At 39.3% G+C, this 24,995-nt stretch carries 23 protein-coding genes; all 23 read right to left on the bottom strand.

The features are described 5' to 3' along the window. Nucleotides 1-60: 60 nt before the first annotated feature. Entirely contained in the window at nucleotides 61-957 is an 897-nt protein-coding gene (locus tag MK385_RS04665) for an SPFH domain-containing protein (RefSeq protein WP_049505399.1), read from the bottom strand. 82 nt (nucleotides 958-1,039) lie between these two features. Further along, a complete protein-coding gene (gene ilvA / locus MK385_RS04660) occupies nucleotides 1,040-2,290 on the bottom strand; it encodes a threonine ammonia-lyase IlvA (protein ID WP_000947300.1) in 1,251 nt (416 codons plus the stop codon). 79 nt (nucleotides 2,291-2,369) lie between these two features. After that, complete coding sequence (ilvC, locus tag MK385_RS04655) at nucleotides 2,370-3,392, bottom strand: ketol-acid reductoisomerase (RefSeq protein WP_000290683.1); 1,023 nt, start codon at nucleotides 3,390-3,392, stop codon at nucleotides 2,370-2,372. 89 nt (nucleotides 3,393-3,481) lie between these two features. Then, entirely contained in the window at nucleotides 3,482-3,958 is a 477-nt protein-coding gene (gene ilvN / locus MK385_RS04650; protein WP_001253813.1) for an acetolactate synthase small subunit, read from the bottom strand. Further along, nucleotides 3,951-5,651 (bottom strand): acetolactate synthase large subunit, encoded by a 1,701-nt coding sequence (locus tag MK385_RS04645; protein ID WP_268725409.1) that lies wholly within the window; start codon nucleotides 5,649-5,651, stop codon nucleotides 3,951-3,953. Before MK385_RS04645 ends, ilvN begins: the two co-directional genes overlap by 8 nt. Nucleotides 5,652-5,975: 324 nt before the next feature. Further along, nucleotides 5,976-8,057: an elongation factor G gene (gene fusA, locus MK385_RS04640; protein ID WP_000090335.1), complete on the bottom strand. Its 2,082-nt coding sequence runs from the start codon at nucleotides 8,055-8,057 to the stop codon at nucleotides 5,976-5,978. 282 nt (nucleotides 8,058-8,339) lie between these two features. Next, complete coding sequence (gene rpsG, locus MK385_RS04635) at nucleotides 8,340-8,810, bottom strand: 30S ribosomal protein S7 (protein WP_000087873.1); 471 nt, start codon at nucleotides 8,808-8,810, stop codon at nucleotides 8,340-8,342. Nucleotides 8,811-8,829: 19 nt separating this feature from the next. Then, nucleotides 8,830-9,243, bottom strand: coding sequence for a 30S ribosomal protein S12 (rpsL, locus tag MK385_RS04630; RefSeq protein WP_001142332.1), 414 nt, complete (start codon nucleotides 9,241-9,243; stop codon nucleotides 8,830-8,832). A 521-nt stretch (nucleotides 9,244-9,764) separates the two neighbouring features. Beyond that, nucleotides 9,765-11,102 carry an ISLre2 family transposase gene (locus MK385_RS04625; protein ID WP_268725408.1) on the bottom strand — a complete coding sequence of 446 codons (1,338 nt, stop codon included), beginning with the start codon at nucleotides 11,100-11,102 and terminating at the stop codon, nucleotides 9,765-9,767. Nucleotides 11,103-11,211: 109 nt separating this feature from the next. After that, complete coding sequence (locus tag MK385_RS04620; RefSeq protein WP_000972579.1) at nucleotides 11,212-11,541, bottom strand: hypothetical protein; 330 nt, start codon at nucleotides 11,539-11,541, stop codon at nucleotides 11,212-11,214. Between the two features lie 28 nt (nucleotides 11,542-11,569). Beyond that, a complete protein-coding gene (locus MK385_RS04615; RefSeq protein WP_268725407.1) occupies nucleotides 11,570-12,304 on the bottom strand; it encodes a hypothetical protein in 735 nt (244 codons plus the stop codon). 25 nt (nucleotides 12,305-12,329) lie between these two features. After that, entirely contained in the window at nucleotides 12,330-12,602 is a 273-nt protein-coding gene (locus MK385_RS04610; protein WP_084943735.1) for a hypothetical protein, read from the bottom strand. Beyond that, nucleotides 12,599-13,417 carry a ParA family protein gene (locus MK385_RS04605; protein ID WP_000701737.1) on the bottom strand — a complete coding sequence of 273 codons (819 nt, stop codon included), beginning with the start codon at nucleotides 13,415-13,417 and terminating at the stop codon, nucleotides 12,599-12,601. Before MK385_RS04605 ends, MK385_RS04610 begins: the two co-directional genes overlap by 4 nt. Nucleotides 13,418-13,540: 123 nt before the next feature. After that, nucleotides 13,541-14,131 (bottom strand): hypothetical protein, encoded by a 591-nt coding sequence (locus MK385_RS04600; RefSeq protein WP_268725406.1) that lies wholly within the window; start codon nucleotides 14,129-14,131, stop codon nucleotides 13,541-13,543. Nucleotides 14,132-14,145: 14 nt separating this feature from the next. Next, a complete protein-coding gene (locus MK385_RS04595; protein ID WP_268725405.1) occupies nucleotides 14,146-15,486 on the bottom strand; it encodes a CHAP domain-containing protein in 1,341 nt (446 codons plus the stop codon). A gap of 15 nt (nucleotides 15,487-15,501) precedes the next feature. Next, nucleotides 15,502-15,753, bottom strand: a complete 252-nt coding sequence (locus MK385_RS04590; RefSeq protein ID WP_001107251.1) for a hypothetical protein — start codon at nucleotides 15,751-15,753, stop codon at nucleotides 15,502-15,504. A 19-nt stretch (nucleotides 15,754-15,772) separates the two neighbouring features. Next, the gene (locus MK385_RS04585) at nucleotides 15,773-17,719 is read right to left on the bottom strand and encodes a hypothetical protein (protein WP_001113074.1); all 1,947 of its coding nucleotides are present in this window, start codon (nucleotides 17,717-17,719) and stop codon (nucleotides 15,773-15,775) included. 10 nt (nucleotides 17,720-17,729) lie between these two features. Beyond that, nucleotides 17,730-18,377: a hypothetical protein gene (locus tag MK385_RS04580; protein WP_268723544.1), complete on the bottom strand. Its 648-nt coding sequence runs from the start codon at nucleotides 18,375-18,377 to the stop codon at nucleotides 17,730-17,732. Continuing rightward, nucleotides 18,377-18,685, bottom strand: coding sequence for a DUF5592 family protein (locus MK385_RS04575; RefSeq protein ID WP_268723543.1), 309 nt, complete (start codon nucleotides 18,683-18,685; stop codon nucleotides 18,377-18,379). Before MK385_RS04575 ends, MK385_RS04580 begins: the two co-directional genes overlap by 1 nt. Before the next feature lie 147 nt (nucleotides 18,686-18,832). Then, entirely contained in the window at nucleotides 18,833-19,114 is a 282-nt protein-coding gene (locus tag MK385_RS04570) for a BRCT domain-containing protein (RefSeq protein ID WP_084851016.1), read from the bottom strand. An 8-nt stretch (nucleotides 19,115-19,122) separates the two neighbouring features. Next, nucleotides 19,123-21,159: a pLS20_p028 family conjugation system transmembrane protein gene (locus MK385_RS04565; protein WP_268723542.1), complete on the bottom strand. Its 2,037-nt coding sequence runs from the start codon at nucleotides 21,157-21,159 to the stop codon at nucleotides 19,123-19,125. Nucleotides 21,160-21,281: 122 nt separating this feature from the next. Beyond that, nucleotides 21,282-21,782 carry a hypothetical protein gene (locus tag MK385_RS04560; protein ID WP_084910576.1) on the bottom strand — a complete coding sequence of 167 codons (501 nt, stop codon included), beginning with the start codon at nucleotides 21,780-21,782 and terminating at the stop codon, nucleotides 21,282-21,284. An 83-nt stretch (nucleotides 21,783-21,865) separates the two neighbouring features. After that, nucleotides 21,866-24,994 carry a VirD4-like conjugal transfer protein, CD1115 family gene (locus MK385_RS04555; RefSeq protein ID WP_268723541.1) on the bottom strand — a complete coding sequence of 1,043 codons (3,129 nt, stop codon included), beginning with the start codon at nucleotides 24,992-24,994 and terminating at the stop codon, nucleotides 21,866-21,868. Between the last annotated feature and the right edge of the window lies 1 nt (nucleotide 24,995).

Below are 24,995 nucleotides of genomic sequence, written 5' to 3'. Positions count from 1 at the left end.
TTATTTCGTTTGTCAATAAAAAAACATATATTCGTCGTAACTATATTATTCTGCATATTTTTATTTGGCTTTTAAAGCCGATAATATATGAGTTCTTATGTCCTCAACTCCATTAGGATTTGCTGGTAGGAAGATTGTATTATTACCCTCTTTATCTGCAAAATTATTCAACGTATCTAAATACTGGTTCGTTAATAGGATAGACATGATTTGTTCTTCAGTTAGCTCAACATTGGCTCCCTTTAACTCTTGGATAGAATCAGCTAGTCCGTCAACAATTGCTTTACGCTGCTCTGCAATCCCTACACCATGTAGGCGATCTTTTTCTGCTTCAGCTTCTGCTGCGGTCACGATTTTAATCTTATCTGCTTCAGCAAGCTCTTGCGCCGCAACTCTCTTACGTTGAGCCGCGTTAATTTCATTCATTGATTGTTTTACTTCAGCATCAGGTTCAACCTTAGTAATCAGCGTTTTGACAATGATATACCCATACGTAGACATTTCTTCAGCCACTTGTTTTTGAACTTCTAAGGCGATTTCATCCTTCTTCTCAAACAACTCATCTAGGGTTAGCTTTGGTACGGATGAACGCAAAGCATCCTCAATATAGGATTTAATTTGGGCTTCTGGACGCATCAATTTATAATAAGCATCTGTGACATTGTTTTCATTTACTCGATACTGAGTTGCTACATTCATCGTTACAAATACATTATCTTGCGTCTTTGTCTCTACAACAATCTCACTTTGCAACAAGCGTAGTTGAACTCTTGCCGCAATCCTATCAATCCCAAAAGGAGCTCGTAAATGAATACCACTATTGCTCAACTTTTGGTATTTACCAAAGCGTTCTATGATAGCGACAGATTGTTGTCGAACCACATACACAGAACTAACCATAATCACTGATGCAATCACCACTAAAAACAATAAAATAAGTAAAATTTGTAAAACCATGGGAATCTCCCCCTTTCGTCACCCTCATTATAGCACCATCATTACCATTACGCAAATAATATGATAATAATTTTATTTTAGCTTAAACTAACATATTATACAACGTTTCGTTCCCATTCAAATTAATATAAGATGGGTCAAACTTTTCCATTCGATGAATCAATCCAGCATAATCATGCTTATTGGCAAGAGCTACCCCAATCAATACAGGGCCTGTCCCCTTGCTTGCTCGTTTGATGTATTCAAAACGAGTGATGTCATCATTTGGACCCAAAATGTCATTTACAAACTCTCGTAGAGCTCCTGGACGTTGTGGGAAATTCACTACAAAGTAATGCTTGATTCCATCGTAAATCAAGGCACGTTCTTCCATCTCTGGCATACGGTTGATATCGTTATTTCCTCCAGAAATGATACAACAAATCGTCTTGCCTTTGATATAGTCTGATAAAACTTCCAAGGCTGCAACGCTGGCAGCTCCGGCTGGTTCTGCTACAATTCCTTGCTTGGAATAAAGATCAATCAAGGTTTCAGAAATCAATCCTTCGTCCACCCCAATTAGCGTTTCAACATTCTTACGAGTCGCTTCATAGGTTAATTGTCCAACTTTCTGTACGGCTATCCCATCAGCGAACTTATCAATTTCTTTGAGCTTAACTGGTCCTCCAGCTTCAAAGGCAGCTTTCATAGAGCGAGCACCATTAGCTTCTACCCCGATCACTTCAATAGTCGGGTTGGTTTCCTTGATGTAAGTTGAAACGCCTGCAATCAATCCGCCACCACCTACTGGTACAAGTACTGTATCAAAATCAATAGACTCTTTACGGGCTTCTTCAAGAATTTCATAGGCTACAGTCCCTTGACCAGCCTGAACATGAGCATCATCAAAAGGATCGATGAAGGTGCGGTTTTCTGTCAATGTAAATTCTTGTGCTGCCTTAGCAGAAGCATCAAAGGTATCCCCTACCAACTTGATTGTCACGAACTCTCCACCAAAAAAGCGAACCTGCCCAATCTTTTGTTGCGGTGTTGTGATGGGCATAAAGATCGTTGCAGGAATCTTCATCTCGTTACAAGTATAGGCGACACCTTGAGCGTGATTTCCCGCAGAGGCACAGACTACACCACGCTCACGTTCTTCTTTTGATAGTTGAGAAATAGCATAATAGGCTCCACGAATTTTAAAAGAGCGAACTCGTTGCGCATTCTCCTTTTTGAGATAAATTTTTGCTTGGTATTTTTCTGATAAATAATGATCATATTCTAGTGGTGTATCAACTACTACACCACTCAAAACTTTGTGGGCTTTCACCACATCTTTTGCACTTAGCATTGTCTCCTCCTCAAATACTGTTCAAGATAAAAAACGAGTTAGGTACCCCCAACTCGCCTTCTATCTCTCTTTACAAGAATTAATTGTAGATTTTGAATGCGTCGTCGTCGTTTTTACCAACGAAAGGCATTGCTTTACGCAATTCTGCACCAACTTTTTCAATTTCAAGGTTAGCCGCTTGTTCACGGTAAGCAGTTAATTTCGGACGACCAGCCTTGTAGTCATTTACAAAGTCATTTGCAAATTTACCATTTTGGATATCTGCTAAAACAGCTTTCATGTTTTCTTTAACTTGCTCAGTAATCACACGTGGACCTGATACATAGTCACCATATTCAGCAGTGTTTGAAATAGATTGACGCATTTTCTTGAATCCACCTTCATAGATCAAGTCAACGATCAACTTCATTTCATGAAGAACTTCAAAGTAAGCCAATTCTGGGGCATAGCCTGCTTCTGTCAAGACTTCAAAACCTGCTTCGATAAGGGCAGTCAAACCACCACAAAGTACAGCTTGTTCACCAAACAAATCTTCTTCAGTTTCTTCTTTGTAAGTTGTTTCAAGCAAACCAACACGAGCTGCCCCAACACCTTTACACCAGTCCATAGCAATGTTTTTAGCATTTCCTGTTGCATCTTGGTAAACTGCGTAAAGAGCTGGCACACCAAATCCTTCTTCGTAAGTACGACGTACCAAGTGTCCTGGTCCTTTAGGAGCACACATGAAGACATCTACATCTGCAGGAACTTTGATAAATTCAAAGTGGATATTGAAACCATGAGCAAATCCAACTGCATTTCCAGCTTCCAAGTTTGGAGCAATTTCTGCTTCGTACAATTCTTGTTGGATTTCGTCTGGTGCCAAGATCATGATAACGTCAGCCAATTTAGTTGCTTCTGCTACTGTGTAAGTGTCAAAACCATCTTCTTTTGCTTTGTCAAAAGATTTACCTGGACGCACACCGATGATGACATCACGACCTGAGTCACGCAAGTTTTGCGCATGCGCATGTCCTTGTGAACCATAACCGATTACGGCGATTTTTTTACCGTCAAGCGCTGCTACTTTAACATCTTTTTCATATTCCATTTGAACTGCCATAGTTTTTCTCTCTTTTCTATTTTTATTGCCTTATAGGCTGGTTTAACAAATTTATGCTGGATTTTATACTCAATGAAAATCAAAGAGTATTAGTCACGGGTAAATCCAGTTGCACCCGTACGAGCGATATTTTTAATACCGTATGGTCGAATCACTCGCAATAAAGCTTCACTCTTTTCAGCATTTCCCGTCATCTGGATGGTGATTGAGCTTGGAGCCACATCTACTACTGTTGCACGGAAAGGTTGGATAATGGCCAAAATTTCTGCACGCTTTTCAGCAGGAGCAGATACCTTTACCAAGATAACTTCTCTTTCCAAGTGTGGTTTATCTGTGATATCTCGAATGCGAATCACATCAATCTGACGATTGAGCTGTTTAATGATTTGCTCTACTTCATCATGAGAAGCTACATCAATAATGATGGTGATGCGAGATACATTGGGGTTCTCCGTCGCACCAACTGAGATACTCTCAATATTGACTTGACGACGAGAAAGGACACCTGTAAAACGATTCAAGACTCCTGAACGGTTTTGCAATCTAGCTGTTAACATTCTACGCATGGAACTTCACCCCCAACATCTCATGATTGCTCTTACCAGCTGGTACCATCGGTAAGACCTGTTCCTTACGAGAAATGTCCACCTCGATAAACATGGGCACATCCTCTAGAATTACTTCTAGATCCTTCTCTATCGTCTCTGGATTATCAAATTTATAGTTTTTGATGCCGTAAGCCTGTGCCATCAGCTGGAAGTCAGGAAGTGTATCAAAGACTGACTCTGACGTTCTACCTTCATAGAAGGATTCCTGCCACTGGCGAACCATTCCTAGTGAGTGGTTATTCAACATGACAACCTTAATCGGCACCTTGTAGATGTTTAGGATTGCTAGCTCTTGGTTGGTCATTTGGAAGCCACCATCACCGACAAAAAGGATAACCTCTTTTTCTGGATTGGCAATCTTGGCTCCAATAGCTGCAGGAACTCCGAAGCCCATGGTACCCAGGCCACCTGAAGTGACCAATTGACGCTCATTTTGGTAAGGATAATACTGAGCTGTCCACATTTGGTGTTGCCCTACGTCAGTTACAACAATGGCATCTCCATTCGTCAACTCACCGATGCGTTCAATAACAGCCTGAGGTTGAACCACACGTTCTTTCTTGTCATAAGAACGAACGCGGTTCTTGTCTTTAGTGACTTTTTCAATCCACTTTTCAGTATTGTTATGAACAGTTGGCTCTGCCAACAACATCTGCAAGGCTTTCTTAGCATCCCCCACTACAGGAATATCTGCACTGATAATCTTGCCAATCTCAGCTGGATCAATATCGATATGAGCAACCTTGGCATTTTTAGCAAAGGTCTTAGGATTTCCAGTCAATCGGTCGTCGAAACGGCAACCAATACTAATCATAAAGTCCGCTTCAGTCATTGCAATGTTGGCTGCGAAAGAACCATGCATGCCTCCCATTCCGAGGAATAGTGGATGGCTTGTTGCAATGGTACCTTGCCCCAAAAGACTAGTGACTACTGGAATTTGGTAACGTTCAGCAAATTCATTGAGCTCCTTAGAAGCTTCTGCATAGCTGATACCACCACCTGCTAACAAAACCGGTTTCTTGGCTTTTGACAATTGCTTCAAGATTTTCTTGATTTGCATGTCATTTGAATCAAGCGTCGGTTGGTAACTTGGTAAATTCACCTCTGGTGAATAGATGAAATCTGTCTCTAGAGCTGATACATCCTTTGGCAAGTCAATCACAACTGGACCTGGACGTCCTGTCGTTGCGATATGGACAGCTTCCGTAATGATACGAGGAATGTCTGCTGTCTCACGAACTTGGTAATTGTACTTAGTGATTGGCATGGTAATCCCCACGATGTCTGCTTCTTGAAAGGCATCTTTCCCAATCCCAGCTCGCGCAACCTGACCTGTAAAGACCAAAAGGGGAACGCTATCACTCATGGCATCTGCAATCCCTGTAATGGCATTTGTTGCTCCCGGTCCACTCGTGACGACGGCAACGCCCAACTTTCCAGTTGATTTGGCATATCCTTCAGCTTCGTGCAAACAACCTTGCTCATGGCGTCCTAAGATGTGGCGAATACCTTTAAAATTGTATATCGCATCATACAAAGGTAAGACCGCACCACCAGGATAACCAAAAATAGTATCAATCCCTAAGTCCCGAAGTGTTTCCAAAACTAGGTCCGACCCCGTCTTAGGAGATTCTAAACTGATTTTCTCCATTGTTCCCCTTTCTCTTCTCTTAAAAAAAATAGCTTGTTACTATCATACCATTTTTTCAAAAATTTTCAAGGCAAAAGAGTTAATTTTCTGAATTTTCTATCTAAAAGTGTATTTATGAATCTTTTCCTCATTTTTATTAACTTTTCTACGGAATTAGGAACCTTTATTTATTTTAATTTATCAAATTAGAATATTTTCTTTCTGGATAGAATTAGTATTTTTCTCACTTAGCGATCAAATTCGTATACTATATTCAGCAAAAATGAATAGTTAAAGATAAAAAAAGGAAGCCACTAAGTGACTTCCTTCTAGAGTGAGGACTGATTAGTCTTCACCTTTATTTTTCTTAATGATTTCTTCTTGTACTGACTTAGGTACATCTTCGTAGTGGTCAAATACCATCATGAATGTACCACGTCCTTGAGATGCAGAACGAAGAACTGTTGCGTAACCGAACATTTCAGCAAGTGGAACGTAAGCACGAACGATTTGGCTGTTACCGTGTGCTTCCATACCATCTACACGTCCACGACGAGCAGTCACGTGACCCATAACATCACCAAGGTTTTCTTCTGGAACAGTGATGGTTACAAGCATCATTGGCTCAAGGATAGCTGGTTGTGCTGATTTAGCAGCTTCTTTAAGGGCAAGTGAAGCCGCGATCTTGAAGGCTGTTTCAGATGAGTCGACATCGTGGTATGAACCATCGTAAAGCTTAGCTTTAACGTCAACCATTGGGTAACCTGCAAGAACACCGTTAGCCATAGATTCTACCAAACCTTTTTCAACCGCTGGGATAAATTCACGAGGAACCACACCACCGACGATTGCGTTTTCGAATTCGAATCCTTTACCTTCTTCGTTTGGAGTAAATTCAATCCATACATCACCGAATTGACCTTTACCACCAGACTGACGTTTGAAGAATCCACGTGCTTGAGTAGAAGCGCGGAATGTTTCACGATAAGATACTTGAGGAGCACCTACGTTTGCTTCCACTTTGAACTCACGACGCATACGGTCAACAAGGACGTCAAGGTGAAGTTCACCCATACCAGAGATAACTGTTTCACCAGTTTCAACGTTTGTTTCAACGCGGAATGTTGGATCTTCTTCAGCCAATTTTTGAAGAGCGATACCCATCTTGTCTTGGTCTGCTTTAGATTTAGGCTCAACCATCAATTGGATAACTGGTTCTGGAACGTTGATTGACTCAAGGATGATTTTAGCTTTTTCATCTGTCAATGAGTCACCAGTTGTTGTATCTTTCAAACCAACGGCAGCTGCGATATCACCTGAGTAAACAGTGTCAATTTCTTGACGGCTGTTAGCGTGCATTTGAAGGATACGTCCGATACGTTCACGTTTACCTTTAGAAGTGTTCAATACGTAAGAACCTGATTGGAGAACACCTGAGTATACACGGAAGAATGTCAAACGACCTACGAATGGGTCCGTCATGATCTTGAAGGCAAGAGCTGCGAATGGCTCATCATCAGATGCTGGGCGAGTTTCTTCTTCATCTGTATCTGGGTTGATACCTTTGATTGCTGGGATGTCAAGTGGGCTTGGAAGGTAGTCGATAACCGCATCAAGCATCAATTGAACACCCTTGTTCTTGAAGGCAGAACCACACAATACTGGGAAGAATTCAACATTGATAGTTGCTTTACGGATAGCAGCTTTCAATTCTTCGTTAGTGATTTCTTCACCTTCAAGATATTTCATCATCAAGTCTTCATCAGTTTCAGCGACTGCTTCAACCAATTTTTCACGGTATTCTTGAGCTTGGTCAAGGTATTCCGCTGGAATATCTTCTTCAAGGATATCTGTACCAAGGTCGTTAGTATAGATTTCAGCTTTCATCTTGATCAAGTCGATGATACCGCGGAAGTCATCTTCAGCACCGATTGGCAATTGGATTGGGTGTGCGTTTGCTTGAAGACGGTCGTGAAGTGTGCTTACTGAGTAAAGGAAGTCAGCACCGATTTTGTCCATTTTGTTGGCAAATACGATACGTGGAACTCCGTACTCAGTTGCTTGACGCCAAACTGTTTCAGTTTGAGGCTCAACACCTGATTGTGAGTCAAGAACAGTAACCGCACCGTCCAATACACGAAGAGAACGTTGTACTTCGATTGTGAAGTCCACGTGTCCTGGTGTGTCGATGATGTTTACGCGGTGGTTGTTCCATTGAGCTGTTGTCGCAGCAGATGTGATAGTGATACCACGTTCTTGCTCTTGCTCCATCCAGTCCATTTGTGACGCACCTTCGTGAGTTTCACCGATTTTGTGGATTTTACCAGTGTAGTAAAGAATACGCTCAGTAGTTGTTGTTTTACCGGCATCGACGTGAGCCATGATACCGATATTACGAGTTTTTTCAAGTGAAAATTCGCGTGCCATGAGGTTTGTTTCTCCTATTTATTTTAATTTCTATTCTATTATAACACGATTTTAATAAAAACGGATAGGCAGGACCTACCCGTTCTCAATGTTTATCTTGTTTTTGTTGGTTTCAACTTACGAGCTGGTAAGTTGAGTTAAACTCGAGCTAAAAGCTCAAGTTAGCTGATTTGAACCCGAGCGAGGCCCGGTGCAAAAAAGATAAACTGCTTTGTGTTCACGGAACACTGCACCAGTTTCCTATTTTTGCCTTGGGCCTTTGCCGCTCTTAGTATCATTTTATTACCAACGGAAGTGTGCGAAGGCACGGTTAGCTTCAGCCATACGGTGAGTGTCTTCACGTTTCTTAACTGCTGCACCAGTGTTGTTCGCAGCATCCAAGATTTCTTTTGCAAGACGGTCTTGCATTGTGTGTTCACCACGAAGGCGAGCGATGGTTACCAACCAACGAAGTCCAAGTGTTGTACGACGTTCTGGACGAACTTCAACTGGGACTTGGTAGTTAGATCCACCAACACGACGTGCACGTACTTCAAGTACAGGCATTATGTTTTCCATAGCTGTTTCAAATACTTCAAGTGCATCGTTGCCAGTAGCTTCTTTGATTTGCTCAAAAGCACCGTAAACGATTGAAGCAGCTGTACCACGTTTACCATCAAGCATAACGCGGTTGATAAGACGAGTAACTAGTTGTGAATTGTAAAGCGGATCTGGCAATACGTCACGTTTTGGAGCTCTATTTTTACGACTCATTTCTCTTTATCCCCTTTCCTTATGCTTTTGGACGTTTAGTACCGTATTTAGAACGGCCTTGTTTACGATCGTTAACACCTGCAGTATCAAGTGCACCACGGACGATATGGTAACGTACCCCTGGAAGGTCTTTTACACGTCCACCACGAAGAAGCACCACGCTGTGCTCTTGCAAGTTGTGTCCGATACCTGGGATGTAGGCAGTAACTTCGATAAGGTTGCTCAAACGTACACGAGCGAATTTACGAAGGGCAGAGTTAGGTTTTTTAGGTGTCATTGTTCCAACACGAGTTGCAACACCACGTTTTTGTGGTGAAGAAACGTTTGTTTGAACTTTTTTATGACTGTTGTAACCAACGTTCAAAGCTGGTGATTTAGATTTTTCTACTTTTGATTTACGCGGTTTGCGAACCAATTGGTTAATTGTAGGCATCTACATTCTCCTGTGTTTTTTTATTTTTGGTGATGATACACTTGGTGACAGCTACCATCTGTGTGTACTTTTGCAACATTTGTCAGCACGTCCCTGTACACTTTTGAGAGACCAAAAGTAAAAAGTACCGTCTATTATTGTAACACAATTTTTCCTTCATTGTCAAGATATTTTTCATTTTTGTATGCGGTAGAATTTTTTAGAACGCCTAAATTCATACATTTTTTAGGAGAACATCACCGAGTTTTAAAAAAAGACTGAACAAATTTCTTGCTCAGTCTTGACATTGATACACTTATCAGGTATCATTAATTAAAGACTGAGTAAGAAGGACGAGTTCTTACTCGGTAAGGCGAGAAGTGTTAGCGCACTTTTCGTCTTTTTTTATTCGATTAATTTAAGTAAATTATAACACATTTTTACACACCGCGCAAGTATTTTATGCTTGATTGTAGCACAAAAAGACCTTTTTTTACAAAGGTTATTGTTATATAACTTTTTATATACTTTATTATGTACTTCTATTGTTTTCGGAAGTAGGATAATCTTTTACTATCAGGGTAACATTGATATCTAGATGTATTTTCTTTATCCATTTTACTCATTCTCTTTTTAATGGTATAAGCAGAAACTTCCTCCAAAGAAATAAATTTTTCATAATCCTCTCTCCAGTTGCCAAAGAATAATTCTCTCAAGGAATCCTCATAATTCAAAACAATTATCCGACTCATCGTTTCAGCTCCAGCAAGAGTCCAATACATTCCTCTTTTTTTCATTCTATAAGTGACCTTACGATGCTGACTCTCCATTATCCCGATTCCTGCATGACTGAATCCTCTCTGTTCGGCTGGTTTAGTGTATTGGAAATTTCTCAATATTTTACTTTTGAACTTCTCAAATAACTCTTGTTCTTCTTCTGTCTCGATATAACTTTCGGTCGTATCTAGGACAGTTCTCATTAACTGCTTATCATGTTGCTTAATCGCCTGGAAAGCTCTCTCTAATAGATCCTCAGAGTAAAATTTTAGATAATTCTTCAACTCCTTATTTACATGGTACTCATCCCAGAAATGTTCGTGGCGTTTAATTCGCAGAACCTTCGCAATCTCTTTGAAAACATAGGGTGTATATCCATGACCTCCATCAGAATTCGTGATCAATAAAGTCTGATTCGTAATTTCGTAATTATTGAACAGATAATCGATCACCTGCTCCCTCACTAAGCGATTATCAAGGCCAATAAATTCTTTTTTGTCCTGGAGTTCAAATCGATTGCTGCCAACTTTCTGGCTTCCCGTATGGACTACAAAATGAGATAAATCATAATGTTTATTATCCTTCTGTGTGTCACGTGCTTTAACCATCACACCATCACCCTCAATATAAATAACCTGAGCTTTTCTTTTGCGAACTTCTTTATTCTCTTCATAATATCGATAGCCTTCTCTCTCCTCCAATAACTTCTCACAAATTTTTACAGCTTTTACTACAATTGGCTTTGTGATAGAGATGTGATAAGTCAATTGGATCACCTGAGTTACTTTATCATATGGCATTAAAGTAGATAATTTAGCAACCTGATACATAAATTCCCAGGAGAAGCGGACGTTCTTCTGAAGTCCTAACTTTTCATCTACTGGAATAACCCAATGATTTCCCTTTTTCCAACGTCTTCTTCTGAAAGTAAACTCTCCAAATGTGAAGGCGACAGTTCGCTCCATAGAATGAATACAGGTATAGCCCTTTGCTTTCATGACTGGAATCATCTCCTCATCATACTTAGAAACAAATTTATAAAATTCTTTTGCATTTTGGAACAGCAATTGATTTTTTAGTTCTCTCTCATCAAAGAAAGCCATTCAGAATCCTCCCTTATTAAAATTACGCTTATTTTAATAAATTTTGACCTGAATGTTCAAATAATCCCTTATTCTGACAAAAAAAGAGCCTATCTTTTCAGATAAACTCTTATTTGTCATACCAGGGTTTCTCTTTCTTACTAAAATAGGATTTGCTCATTTCAATAGTAGCTATCCCCATAGGAATCAAAATAATACTCCATAAAACCGTCACAATTCCATCTGCAATAAAGGAAAAACCACCTGTAAAGTGAAGTCCCAAATACAGTAATAATACAACTGGAAGGAAAGCTGGAGCAAATTTTAAAACGGCCAACCCTAAAACAATTATAAACACCATACTAAGTCCAAATGTTTTATAGAAAACATAGATTGCTATAGCTCCGATAAAAATAAAGAACAGCTGAACAAGTCTTTTAATATCAATGAAAATCATCATAGATTCCTCCTACTTCATCAGTAATATTTTAAAATTTATTATCTCCTCGTACCTGGAAACAAAATAATTTTTGATAAGCAATCCTATCCCAATCATGTTCCAGGTAGAAAAAACTTACAAGTGAGTACAATTTTGAAATACTTTCGCGAGATAATCCTTTCTTTTTCCAAAAACGATTATTCCTCCAGTTTCTTATAAAGTTACTCTTCGATTTTAACTTTTCAATTTTCGCCAATAGGGAATTGCTAACCGTCTTATAAAAGGGATCATAAGAACCATATTTACTATTGAGTAGTCTGTTTCTCTCATTGACTTCACATAATCTAAACCAACTTTCATGAAGTGATTTTATAATATAGTCTTCGTCCGACAATAAAGAATGGATCTGTAATGCAATATCTTCAGAGATATTAAGAACATCCGTTAAATTTGAGATGAAGCTGATTTTAGATGTCTTATAAAAAAATCTAAGTTCATCATCAGAATAAACATAATGAATGAGGTTATACAGATTCACTTCAAGATTTACTTCAAGATTATTGAAATCTTTTGGCAAATCATTAACAGGAATACTATAAGTAATATTTCCAGTTGTCTGATAGTGTTTCTTTGCAAATTCTAGATCTCGCTCTATACATTCCTGGATGAACTCATTTTCTCTTTCTCGCTTCATTCCCTCTTTTTCCAAAAAAATATGCTCCAGTTCTTCAATAGTTCGCGACTGTCTTTTCCAACTAGAATACGGCATTCCTGTATAAACCATGAGACATTTCCTTTCTTATGGAACTCTATTTTTTCTTTCGCTCCATCTTTTCCCATTCTCTTATAATCAGATTCTCAAGATAAGATGAAGCTGATTTTTCACCATGATGCTCTACTAAAGCATCTAACATATCGTATCGAACATTATGATGGAGAGAGAAAGGGAAACGTTGCTTTTTATTGTAGCTTTCAGGAGACTTTCTAGCCTCCTGATTTTGTTTCCTAGACGAAGGAGTCTTTTCTCTCTTTGGTGTACTTTGGAATGTTTGTTTTACTTGTGCGAATCGATTCTCTGTCATGCTACCTCTCCTTCTAACACACTCAAAATATTTTCATATACGTAGTTTATATTATCATAAAACTTTTGATGTGTCTCTTGTTGGTTAGCTGTCATCTCTTCATGCTGCTCAAAGACACTCTGACTGATCACAAGACTCTTGGCCATGAGCTCTTTCTCCTGGATAGATCCCAAGTAAGCCTGATCTTCTTCAACAACTTCTAAAAATTGTTTACAGGTGTCTGTTACATTGTTTCCAACGTACTTAATCTTATTTCCAATAAGATAAGGTTCTGCTTTAACATAGCTTTTCTTAGTAATAACTTCGATAGCTTCGCTCTTAATGAAGTCTACAAAATTTTTCAAAGATAACCAGGCACGAAAACCATTAAGAGAGGCATCAGAAACAGCCAAGACAATATCTGATACAGCTATAAAATTTGCTGTAACTAAACTCTCATCATTGTGCGTATCAATCAGAATGACATCAAATTGTGCTTCTAACTCTTCGTAATGTTCGCTAAACCACATAAACAACTGGAGATACTTGTTGTTTCGACTAGCAAGATCTAACTGCTCATCTGTCAAACGCTCATCACCACAAATCAAACTGAGATTTTCTGATATTGGAACAATCTCATACTCTCCAGTCGTAAATATATCATAGACGGTTTTCTCACATTTTACATCAAATGTTCTTGTCAAATTACATTCCCAAGCTCCATCAATGAGTAGTGTTCTAAGCCCCTTAACACGTGCCAACCAATCCCCTTCATTAAAGGTATCTGTAGTCTTACCACCGCCACCTTTTCCTAAATTTGTAGTCTGAATCTTCATGATTCCCTCCTTGGATAATTGTATATTTTGTTATATAACTTTTTATATACTTAATTATAACTAAAACAACTTTATTTGTCAATATAAAAGCACAAAAAGTTATATAACTTTTTGTGCAACTTGTTATCCGTATGTACCACCTATATTTCCACCAACATAGGCTTTTAGCTGGATTTGTTGAACCGTAGTATTGAAATTTCCAACGAAATAGCTGTTCTCTTCTCCATTTTTAGTTAGAACAACTAAAAATTGAATCACATCATCTGATTCAGTTGGCATCACTTCCAATTGTTCAGGTTGAAAATCATACTGATTCGTCAGAAGAGCCATCGCAAAGGTTTGAACCATCGCATTCTGTGTCATAGATAAATGATTCTCGATTGTTCCCTTGACATTTGGCAGAAACTTCGTCTTTTTTATATCTGCTACTGCTTCTTCAAAGGCTTTTAACACTTCCTTTTTATCTTCCAGTGCTGCCTCTGCATAGGGACGTTCTAGTTTTAGCTTAGCTGTCCGATAATGCTTTTCATCTGCTGTTTCCTCTTTGGAAGACGGTTCGTTTTGAGCAGATCCTGAAGAACTCACCTGAGCTGTTTCCTCTATTTTGGTTTGTTGAGATGGTCTGAAACTCGACACAATCCCTATTCCTGCCAAAATTAATAGAATACCTACTACAATCGATACAACCATATTCTCTTTTATCCAATCAATCATCTTATCTCCTCCTTTTAATTTGAACTGAATTTAGCTTCTCTGTCATCTGGATAAGCAAAAGAGATTACCTGTTCTTGCTGTTGAGATTTAGTCCAAATACGATAATTCCATGTATATGGAGTTTTGAACTGGTCCCAACCACTCAGAGGTGTATTTTGCTCTACAAACAAGATGGAGCCATTCTCAAAAACATGACATACAATACCAGTATGGCCATATCCTCCGCCCCCTACCTGTGTAGAAAAAATAGCGCCTTTTTTAGGTGTAGTCTTAACTGAGTTTCCAAATATTGCAGCCCATGCTGCCGCCTGATCTTTCCCATCGCCCTGTACGGATCCAGAATGGCCCCATAAGTGATTTCCCATGCTAATTGTAAGATTCACACATTGACCAGCATACTCGTCGCTTCCAGGATTATACCATCCTGTAGACTTAGCATAGTCCATGCCTAAGCTCTTAGGATCAATAATGAATGATTTTAAACTATCTGGTAAGTCTTCTGGTTTATACCCCCACGCAGTCGCATCTGAAGGGACAGTTCCCGTTCCATCGGTACTGCTACCTGATTCTCCACATCCACTGTTTTCAGCTGAAGAAGACACCGCACTATCTGAAGAACTGACATCTTGTGTACTGGATCCTTCATAAGGTTTCTCACCATGAGCAGCAATAGCTTCCTTATCAAGCCACTGATACTTCGTACCTAGTTTTTGGTACATATCAGTTAGTTTACTCTTATAAGTGCCATCTGTGGCCCATCCACCATCTGCTATAGCAGATAGGCTAGCAATACCATTTGTATTGTTTATAGCCCCTTTATAGAGTGTCTGGTGAGCCATAAACTCAGCTTTCCCTACGATCCCTGCATCGTAGCTAGAGAACCAAGTATAAGCTCCTCCTGTACCGTCTCCGACATTCGCTCCAGGCTTTGTCCCACTTAAATCAACACTATCTTCACCATACGTCGCAAGAGTAACTGGAAAATTACTTTTACTAGAGGTTTTAACACCTCCCATATTGTGAGCTTTCCAGAAGGAAGTACCATTAGGATTCGTAAAATTGAAGCCATTCTCTATCATTGTTTGAGTGATAGAAGCTGAAGGTAGGAAACCTCCTGCCTTCCAAGACAGGATATAGGCTTCCTTGTGCTTTTTTACAAATTCATCGATGGAACCATCCGCTGAAGAAACTGTGGAGTCGCCAGTTGAAGATGTTGTTTCTACAGCACCACAATCATTTCTTCCATTATTGGTTACAGCTCCCATTATCCCAACTAACATGGTTATCCCAACATTGATAATTAATAGGAGAGCCACAAAAGGAATGAGGATCTTCAGTTTAAATATTTTTTTCATGGATACCTCGCTTATTTACCACAATCCTAATATTGTTCGCAAAATTCCATAAAAAACTAAAAATACAATAAATCCTATTCCAATCTTCTTGAGACCGTTCAAAAACTCCTTATCTCGTTCTTTTTGTGCTTCCAGGCGTTTTGGATCAGATTCTCCCTCTGAAGCGAAATAATCTCTTTCTTGTTGCATGCGATATTTACGAATCAATACGTATTGATCAAATCTCTGCTTAGTCCTGGCAATCATTCCTAGTTTATTTTTGGCCATTCTGGTTTACCTTCCTTTCTTACTCAATACCGCCATAGCGCTCAACTTCAGGGGCTAACAGCTGTTGGTTAAAGACCAGATTTCCTACCCCTGCAATATTCATGAATAACTGTCCTTTCTTCAGACGAGGCAAAGTCTCTAGTTCAGACTGGTTCATTGATCCAGATAAGGCGTTAGCTAGTAGAGGAACACTGGTTTCGTCCGTCTGAGCAAAAACTCTATATTGCATCAGACCAAAAATCCTCTGGACTGCCGTTACGTACGGATCCTTATGAGTGCCAATCCCCGTCTCAAACAGAATCCCTCGCAGTGAATTAACAGACAATACAACACCAGCAAAGTTTTCGCCCATTGTATCAATCATATCAGCCAGAAGGTTGACACTACTTTCATGCTTAGGGTCAATGAGTGTCTGTGCCCCACTAATATTGACAATATAGTGCTGCATATCCATCTCCGTTAAGTCAGGACGTCTCTTCAGTAATTGCTTACAGCGTTTTCCGTTATTGACAATATCAGCCGAGACAAGTGAAAGAACAGAGAATATTTGAACATTTAACAAATGAGGGGCGTTCTTCAAACCTGAGAAGTCAAATGTCACAACTTGCTCTGAAGAAATATCTTGAAATTTGGTTGTCCCCTCGAAAATTTCTGCGTTTGTTGTCAATAGTTCGTTAAACGTGTTGTAAATACGCTTAACAGCCTTGTGTTCGGCTTTATCCGTACTAGTTTGTTCCAGTCGACGTTTGTAGGCATCAACAAACAAAATAAAATCAGACAGAATAGGATACTCTTCCTTCACAATATCCGTCGCTTTCAGTTTTTCTGGATTCAATGAAGGATTTCGAGCCCACATATTTCCCTCAATATAAAACTCATTCAGGAGAGTTCCAAATGTGATTAAATCGTCTCCTGTCACTTCATTATTCAGGAGTTTATAGATACTCTTCAGTTTCTCGATATGAAGGTTGTAGGATTTCTTCTTATCGATTTCAGTTCCTGCTTCATTGGTCACTGTTGGAAATACCTGGAAGATATTGATACGGTTAGCCTCACCTGATAAATCAAGAATCAATCCATGTTGTTTTCGTGTCTGATCAAGAAACTGGCCAGTAGCATCAAAGTTACGAATATAATGCCCCTTCGCATAGAGACCGTCTGTGTGTTTCATAAGAAAAGATCGTTGTCCCATCTTTGGATTTCCAGATAGGATCATAAAGGATCGTGTTCTTTTCTCGTCACGTTCTAGAAAATTGAAATTTACCGCTCCGTTAGTTGGAGTCCATCCAAGATAGAAGCCTTTCTCATCTTCTAGCTTCGTATGATTAAAGAAATATCCACCAGCTATTGAGTGAGCTGGAGTCGGTATCCCTCTTCGATGATTGGGCAAATCAATCTGATATTCGGCTGGAATAAATGGAGCATGGTATTCAAAATCTAATTCTCCAGACAGAATAGTGGATTTGAATTTCGACGTTTTGTCTTTGACTTCTTCAACCTTCTTGAATAACTCTTCTTTGATTGATGCAAACACAAAGACACGAATATACATCCCATACATAGCTATATTCCGCTTATCAATTTCACGGCTTAGTTTATTAAGATTGTCAATCTCATCTAGTTCTTTCCGATTATTGGTTAGTTTGCTATTGTTTGTAATCCGTGTTGACTTCTCTTCAATAGAGTCCTCAATCTCTTTTTGAAGCTGTCTATTATCCTCCTTGTACAGTGACAGGAAGGAACGTGTTCCAGGAAGCAACAACAATTCAGAAAGCCAAAAACGATCCATTCCTTCAGTTGGATACTCATAATAGTGTAAGACCGTATGGCATCCATCTCCACTTATCCAGAAACGATCATCCTTTTTAAAATCAATATTTCCTTGCGGTTGAATCTGGCTAAGGAAAGCAAGGTCATATCCTTCATTCTTTAATTGTCTTTGTCTACGTTTTGATAAATCAGGCATGCTATCTCTCCTACACTTTCTCATTCATATTGTTGTATTGCTTTATAATCTGAATTTTCTTCCTGTAGCTGATATCTTGTGGAACAAAATCATTATTTCCATAGGTTTTAGCCTTACGAACCAATTCGTCCAATTCGGTTGTTGTGGGCGCAAATAGCCACAGTATGAACTCTGTATTATAGACTTCTTGTCGGATGCTTTCTTCAACTTTAATTTGGCTTTGAAGCCAAATTTCACGATCCTTGAGTTGTAAAAAACGTCTATCATTTATTGATAACTTAGACATTTCTTGTCGCACTAAATCCAAATGATGGCGCAAGTCAGAAATTTGCGTATCTGTATTTGTTGGTAAAGTTGTCGTCTCCACTTGGATATTCGATCCAAATCGAGTCAACCAGGTTTCAAAATTTTCAATGGTTCTCATAACCTCGTTATAAGACATCGATCCTAAATCTTTACCTGGTATCTCCATCAGCTGCAAGTAGCCATAATCAACTAACTGAATATAAGCCTGGCTGTTTGGAATGATTGATTTTACATCTAACAACTCAACGCAAGAATGCAAATCAAAATATTCCTGCGTTTGTCTCTTCGTTTCTTGAATACGCCCCAGCGGACGTTTCTCATTTTTGGGGGATTTAATTTGTTTAATCGCCATTATGGTTTTCTCCTTCTGATGTAATTTAAGCTGATATAACGTTTTCTTCTTCGTCTGAAGAACAGAAACATGCTGTGCCAATTCTTTTTGCCACCGTTAGCTGGTAACACCAGATACAAACTCAGAACTGGTGTTAAAAAAATGAATGCGAACATCTGTATCCATTGGCTTTTAGGAAAGATTTTTAAGCCAACGCTCAAAGCGATTACTCCAGTAATTCCTACAAAAGCAATATCTATGATAAGAAGGCCTATGATCTTGATTTTGGCATAGATATCTCTAGGTACACCGTATTTTTCATCGTACATGAATTTCTCCTTTATATTTGTTTTGACACTCACATTATAATGAATAATCGAAAATATCTTTTAAAGGGACAATAGCATTTTCCCCATCATCCTTCAGGAATGAATTGTATAAAAAGTTATATACTTTTTTGTACAATAAAAGAAGCCTCAATCTTGAGACTTCTTGACTAAATCAAAGAATGATTCTTCTGAAAGGAAAGTGATGGATTGACCGTCTGATATTCGTCTAAGCGCTTCATCATGCTTTTTAGACCTTTTATCTAGATCAAAAAGATTCAACTGCTTGTGTCCTAAAACCAATATATCTGTCCTAGAAGATATATAGTTTTGAACGACAGCTCCTTTACTTTCTAAAAATCGTATGGCTTCTTCTCGAGTTAGAGGACGTAGGCTTCCTGTGATAACAATGTTCTTTCCTGTTAAATCCATAGTTCAGCCTATTCTTCTTCGTCCTCACTCTCAGCACCTGTGATATGACGACCTCCCTGCATACGCTGTCCTGCTTGTTGCATTTGTTGGTTCATGTAATTCATTTGATTCATGCTCTTTTGAAATTTTTGTTGAGAAGAATCAGGCTGTGCTGGTGGTTGTGATTCTGAAACTGGTGCATCTGCAGGTGGATTTGGATCTTGAATTGGGGACTCCATTTCTTCAGCTGGAGGAGTTGGATCGACAATAGGTGCATCGGTTGTTCCTGGATCAATTGGAGGCTCAGGAATATCAACTGGTCCAGGCTGATTAATACCAGGAACTGCATCGTTTTTCAATGCGTTATAGGTCGCATTTTGAGCAGAGGCAGCCTTATCATCCAGTTTATCTAAAACTTTTCCAACTGCCCCTTTCCCATTTTGCATGGCTTCAAAAGCTTTCCATTCTGCCAAATCAACCATATTACTTACACCACCTTTGGCCGCATTCATCAAGCCCTGGTCTTTTACAGAGTTCAAAGCACCTTGAATACCACCTCCAGTTCTGGCAAGGCTATTTCCCAGAATCTGACTTCCTTTAGATAGGGCATCTGGAGCTTTTTGTGCCATATCCATACCAAATTGACCAAGTGCCATACCACCATTAAAGAGGCCGCCTGCTCCAGCCGCAAAAGCATTACCCATCATCATAGCACCCAGCAATTGTTGAGCTGTTTCACTATGACCTGTTGAAACTCCAAGCCAGCGCTCGATCATGGCTACTCCTTGCATGGCTGCAAAGAATACTCCAACATAGACAAAGGCAGCTGCGAGACACTGTTCCCACATATTGAGTCCATCAAAGAATCCGCCAGAAAGCTTAGATACAGCTGAAACAGAAAGGATTGGTAAATCTCTGAAAATCTCAAGCGTTACACGCATAATGATGACTTCAAAGAAGATTCCTGCTAAAGCACCGCCAATCGTTCTTAGCAGCTCCTTATATTTCTTTGAGTTTGATAGAGAACTATATCCAAGAATTGGAGAAATCATTGCTTCAATCAGAATATCAAAGATTGATTTAACGAGCTTAATGATCATGCTGACCAAAAGAACAATCAGGATAATATACTGGAGGAACATCCCTATCCAGTTGACTTTATAGCGCATGTAAACTGATTCAAAAGCACTCAATTGATTAATGACTCGGTGTTCTGTGATGCTTTCAACTCCAGTATTATTGGAATTCAACTTATGTAGGAACAAGCCTTTAATCCCTGGTATTTTATCATGTTTCTCTATATCCTGTATCATTTTTGGATTCGTTGTACCATAGTTTGCCCCAAAATCAATCTTGGTCGCAAAATCAGTCGTGTCCCGCTGTTCAGGACTATCCGTGATATTATTGACAGGGGTAGATCCCTCTTGAACAGGCTTGATAAAGCCATAATCATCCATTGGAAACAACTCCGTAGAAAAATCCTTGTAGATCAAGACTTTTAAGTCTACCACATTATTTTTCATGGGCTGCAGAGCCAAGGAGGAAGTCGGTTGACTGCCAGATGGCGCTTCACTGGAGACTGTCTGGATAGACATGGCATCCTGTGCTACTGCTGTTGATATAGTGGTCAAAGCTAGTGGCAATACGGCAGTTACAGCCGTTACCAAAAGGAAATTCGTGATGACTCCTTTGTATTTGACTGGCTTTGTAAAAACTCCTGCGACGGCCGATACGACCAAAATCAGGGTGAACAAGGACGTCCCCAATAGCTGAAACCAGTAAAAGAACTGGCCTATAATCGTCTTCTGGTCGCCTAGATAACCGAAGAGACCAAAGAGCTTGAACATATTATTAAAAACATGTTCTAGGCTGGAAGTGATTTGATAAAGAGCCTTGGCAATCCCTCCTGGTAAATAGGTGAGAAATGCCATAAATGCAGGAGTTGGTTCTAAATAGTTATTCCAATAGGAATAAAACTCTGCCAGCTTTTTTGCATTCTCGCCTGTAATCTCACCATCAAGATTCTTGATCTCATTCACCAAATCTGAAAAGGTTTGATAGTGCACTAAAGATACCTTCTTTCTTTTTAAGATACCCCTATCATATTCGATAATGGCAAAATCGTTTTTAAAGGGACAATGAAATTCTGACAACAAAAAAAGCCTCAAGTAATTGAGACTTTTGTAAGTTAATCTGCGGTTCCGTTGAAATCATAGAAAGCATTGTCTTCTTTATAGCCACGGCGGAGTTCAATGATTCGGATTTTTTTACCACCCTCGGTCAAGACGACTTGATAATAAGAGCGAGCTTCTTCAGGTTTATCTATATCTTTATAATCAACAGCGATTGTAAAGTTATCCTTTCCTTTCAGCTGACTCTCTAGACTAACTAGAGTGCCTCTGAAATCAGCTGGGATTCTCTTCACTTGTTCTTCTGAAAGAACACTATAATTGATGCTTTCACCGTCGTTATTTGAGATGGTTCGTTTTTCTTTATCAAACTTTAAGGTAGTTCCTACTCCACCCTTAAAATCACTACTCTCATAACCATGTTCTGGTGAAAAGCCCGTATAGCTATCTTTTAACACATTTTTAGAGAGACTTTCAGGTGATTTTTGACCACATGCCCCTAGTAAAATCAAGGCTAACCCTACTAAAACAATTCTTAAAAAGTGCTTTGCTTTCATCATTTTTTCTCCTAATCATTATTTACCTCATTATAACAAACATCATTTTTTCTTGCAAGTGTTTATATAACTTATTGTACATCTTTTTAGATAACTTCATCCGCAAAGAAGTCGTCTCCGTCATCATAATAATCATAGTCACCGTGAATAACACTAGCTGCAGCTGCCTGGAATAATTCATCTGTGGAAGTAAAGGATTGGGATTGTACCTTTTGCCCTTTACTGTGACGGCCTGATAGTTTAGGAGTTTCGCCATTGTTGCTGAGGAGTGGCATGGTCAAACGTTGCCTCCAGTCGATGATGTTGTTGAAGGCTGTACCTGCATCAACTGCTATTTCTTGAAGCTCTAGCTCACGGTGTGCACTTTCGACTGGAATATCCGCAAGAGTCATCGATGTATCAAACTCCTCTTGTAAGAACATGTATTTGTAAGGGAAGCTGTTCTTATCATGTGCGAAGATTGGATCCGTTGTGACCTTACGTCCAACATTATCCCGTCCCTTGACCCCACGTAAGATAACCGCTTCTCCTTCCTGAAGCTTGGCCAATTGCGTTGGTGTCAACAACTCTTGTTTTGGATTCTCGACAGCTACATTTGGATTGGCTTCGTCCAGGATATTGCTGGATCTTCGTCTTCTGGTAATGGTACGTGTCCCCAACTCACCACTAAATCTCTTATTGGTATCTGGAGACGTCGTTTTGACGTAAACTTTCAATGAACAGTTATCCAGAATCGTTTGCGCAACATTTTGACCATAGACATTAACCAATTGTTCCAAGTTTTGAATCCAAAGATAATAGAGAATGTTTTGCCCCAATCCAATGGAGATTTTCGTATCCATGTGAGGAATAGCTGGCATGTTTGTAAACTCATCCAAGATATGGAGAATGCGATTGATACATTTCCGACCATTTGTTAATGCAAGCTCATAGTTGGCATTGTATAACTGATCTAAGAACAAAGAGACAATCCCATTGTACTCTGTGCGGTTTGGCGGTGTTACCAGATAGATGATTTTCGGTTTATCTGAATAGACCAGTTCAATATCCGACTCCTGAAGAAGATTTTGGGTGTCTTCTTTATTCTTAAGGACGGTTATATCGATATGATCTAAAATCGGCTTCTTAGTGTACTCATCTAGTTCTAGGCTATCTCCAGCTTTTCGATAGACTTTTTCAGCTGAAAATTGGAAGATTTGATTTCGAACAGGGGAATAACCATTGTTCTTATGGTTGAAATCAATCGTTACCGTAAACTGATCTGGAAGTTTAGGCTCGATGGCATAGGTCAGATAGCCTTCCCCATCGACTAAAGCCGTTGCTTGCTTTACATAATCGACTTTCTTTTTGACTTTCCCCCACTTCTTCAATCCTGTAATCGTTACTTTAGCAGTTTTGTGCTTGAACTCATTTTTAAGTTGACTATTGGTACTTGATCTCAACTTGACAGACAATCGACGTGGGAAACCAAAAGACTCTAAATCAATAGAGTTTTTAGAAGTCAGTTTAGCCACGTTGTCTTGCAAGAACAGGTTGATACCTGTCATCATGCTAGAGTAGACATTCCCTTTAGTCTCATCACCACCAAAGTCTGAAGCACGAAATTCGATATCCGCCATTTGTCTAAATTTTGAGAATTGTTTTTGATTGACTTGTCTCAAATTATCAAAATAGACTGTGATTTTTGATTTCTTGGATACTTGTTGTTCTCTAGTTGGATTTTCGACGATTTCACCAGCACTATCTACAAAGACTTCTTCAGACCCCATTGTCGCCAAGAATTTCGCAACGTTAGGGATCGTAATGGTATCCCAGGCATCATCTTCACCATTTTGATAGGTTTCATTAGCCCGATCCATCAAAGCCATTGTCAGAGCGTTAAATAGGGATATAGAAGACTTACGGAAGTATTCCGCATTTCCCTTCTCTCCACCTTTTTGTTTCGGATAAATGGATTCTGCGACTGCGTTGACATAGGTTTGAGTCTTCTCATAGTAGCCCTTCTTTGCGGCTGCTATGGCCAAAGCTAGAGAATTGTAGGACATGGACCAATCCATATTTTGGAAAGAAAGAACATTGACATCATAGTCACGTTGCCTCATGAGTTTGTAGGAGGCTTGATAATGCTCCCCTTTCGGATCTGCTATAACCATCGATGGTTTCAACTCCGCACGGCTATTGATTTCAATTGCTGGAGTGATATGACCCTCACCCTTACCTGAACGAGTCATACCAATTCCTAACAAGTTAGTAGGCTTATCTTCAATGTAGTAGTAACCTGAAGGAAAAGCTAGCATACCTAAAATCCGCTCTGCATTGGTCACATATCGACTGATTTTCCTATTTTGCCATAACATTTGGGTTCTCAGTGTTTGTCCTGCTAAATCATGAGTCAGTTCATGAAATACAGGAGCCCCACCCTCACCTGGATAAGTTAAAGCTTTATTAGGGATCTTTTTGTATTGACGACGAATTTCATCAATCGTCACAAAGCGGTCATCTCCTTCTTCATTGTTGTTATAGTCTCGAAACTGCTCAAAGTTTATCCAGGCAGATTTCCAGGCGATAACTAATCCCAGTAAAAAGATTGGAAATGCTAAAATCGGTGCTATCAAGAAGACTTTAGCGTTCAATAAACTTTGAAATAAGAGGCTGTTTAAGTCAAAGTTTACGGCCTTGCTAGCATCTTTAAACGACCAAATACTAAAGTAGAGAAAGCGGATTGTAGCCCTCAAAACAGTAACCAGGTAATTGGTTAAGATAAAAGCAATAAAGCTAAAACCTAATCCCATATAAACGAAGCTGCGATAACTTTTAAAATAAAGAATCGGTTTCATTTCTTTATCAAAACGTTTCCGTTCTCGTTTAACAAAAGGGAGGGTATAGAATATCCTGAAGAAAACATTCCAAAGAATGAGAGAGACAAGCGCAAAGATTTTAGGTAAGAATGACTTCATCCCATTGAGCAGCCCTCTAACTGATTGTCTCCAAACTTGTTTCCAATCAATTCCTTTACGATTTTTCCAACCTATTTTTATTGCCTGGCTTAGACTACTCTTTCCTGCTAATAACCTTTGATAGCTTCTTAAAAAATACGGCTGGAAGAGTTTAAATAGGTAATAGCCTGCCACCCCTAGAAAAAGGAAGGCAGTGAGCCAACTGGCTCGAATCGCTTGGATAAGGGTATAAAATACTACTTCAAATAACTCAAACAAA

The sequence above is a fragment of the Streptococcus oralis genome, assembly GCF_026782125.1.
GTDB lineage: Bacteria > Bacillota > Bacilli > Lactobacillales > Streptococcaceae > Streptococcus > Streptococcus oralis_CE.
This window is presented reverse-complemented; position numbering and strand designations above follow the sequence as displayed.

Coding starts and splice junctions, on each gene's coding strand:
- MK385_RS04665 (WP_049505399.1), bottom strand. CDS start 957: ATGGTTTTACAAATTTTACTTATTTTATTGTTTTTAGTGGTGATTGCA.
- ilvA (WP_000947300.1), bottom strand. CDS start 2,290: ATGCTAAGTGCAAAAGATGTGGTGAAAGCCCACAAAGTTTTGAGTGGT.
- ilvC (WP_000290683.1), bottom strand. CDS start 3,392: ATGGCAGTTCAAATGGAATATGAAAAAGATGTTAAAGTAGCAGCGCTT.
- ilvN (WP_001253813.1), bottom strand. CDS start 3,958: ATGCGTAGAATGTTAACAGCTAGATTGCAAAACCGTTCAGGAGTCTTG.
- MK385_RS04645 (WP_268725409.1), bottom strand. CDS start 5,651: ATGGAGAAAATCAGTTTAGAATCTCCTAAGACGGGGTCGGACCTAGTT.
- fusA (WP_000090335.1), bottom strand. CDS start 8,057: ATGGCACGCGAATTTTCACTTGAAAAAACTCGTAATATCGGTATCATG.
- rpsG (WP_000087873.1), bottom strand. CDS start 8,810: ATGAGTCGTAAAAATAGAGCTCCAAAACGTGACGTATTGCCAGATCCG.
- rpsL (WP_001142332.1), bottom strand. CDS start 9,243: ATGCCTACAATTAACCAATTGGTTCGCAAACCGCGTAAATCAAAAGTA.
- MK385_RS04625 (WP_268725408.1), bottom strand. CDS start 11,102: ATGGCTTTCTTTGATGAGAGAGAACTAAAAAATCAATTGCTGTTCCAA.
- MK385_RS04620 (WP_000972579.1), bottom strand. CDS start 11,541: ATGATGATTTTCATTGATATTAAAAGACTTGTTCAGCTGTTCTTTATT.
- MK385_RS04615 (WP_268725407.1), bottom strand. CDS start 12,304: ATGGTTTATACAGGAATGCCGTATTCTAGTTGGAAAAGACAGTCGCGA.
- MK385_RS04610 (WP_084943735.1), bottom strand. CDS start 12,602: ATGACAGAGAATCGATTCGCACAAGTAAAACAAACATTCCAAAGTACA.
- MK385_RS04605 (WP_000701737.1), bottom strand. CDS start 13,417: ATGAAGATTCAGACTACAAATTTAGGAAAAGGTGGCGGTGGTAAGACT.
- MK385_RS04600 (WP_268725406.1), bottom strand. CDS start 14,131: ATGATTGATTGGATAAAAGAGAATATGGTTGTATCGATTGTAGTAGGT.
- MK385_RS04595 (WP_268725405.1), bottom strand. CDS start 15,486: ATGAAAAAAATATTTAAACTGAAGATCCTCATTCCTTTTGTGGCTCTC.
- MK385_RS04590 (WP_001107251.1), bottom strand. CDS start 15,753: ATGGCCAAAAATAAACTAGGAATGATTGCCAGGACTAAGCAGAGATTT.
- MK385_RS04585 (WP_001113074.1), bottom strand. CDS start 17,719: ATGCCTGATTTATCAAAACGTAGACAAAGACAATTAAAGAATGAAGGA.
- MK385_RS04580 (WP_268723544.1), bottom strand. CDS start 18,377: ATGGCGATTAAACAAATTAAATCCCCCAAAAATGAGAAACGTCCGCTG.
- MK385_RS04575 (WP_268723543.1), bottom strand. CDS start 18,685: ATGTACGATGAAAAATACGGTGTACCTAGAGATATCTATGCCAAAATC.
- MK385_RS04570 (WP_084851016.1), bottom strand. CDS start 19,114: ATGGATTTAACAGGAAAGAACATTGTTATCACAGGAAGCCTACGTCCT.
- MK385_RS04560 (WP_084910576.1), bottom strand. CDS start 21,782: ATGATGAAAGCAAAGCACTTTTTAAGAATTGTTTTAGTAGGGTTAGCC.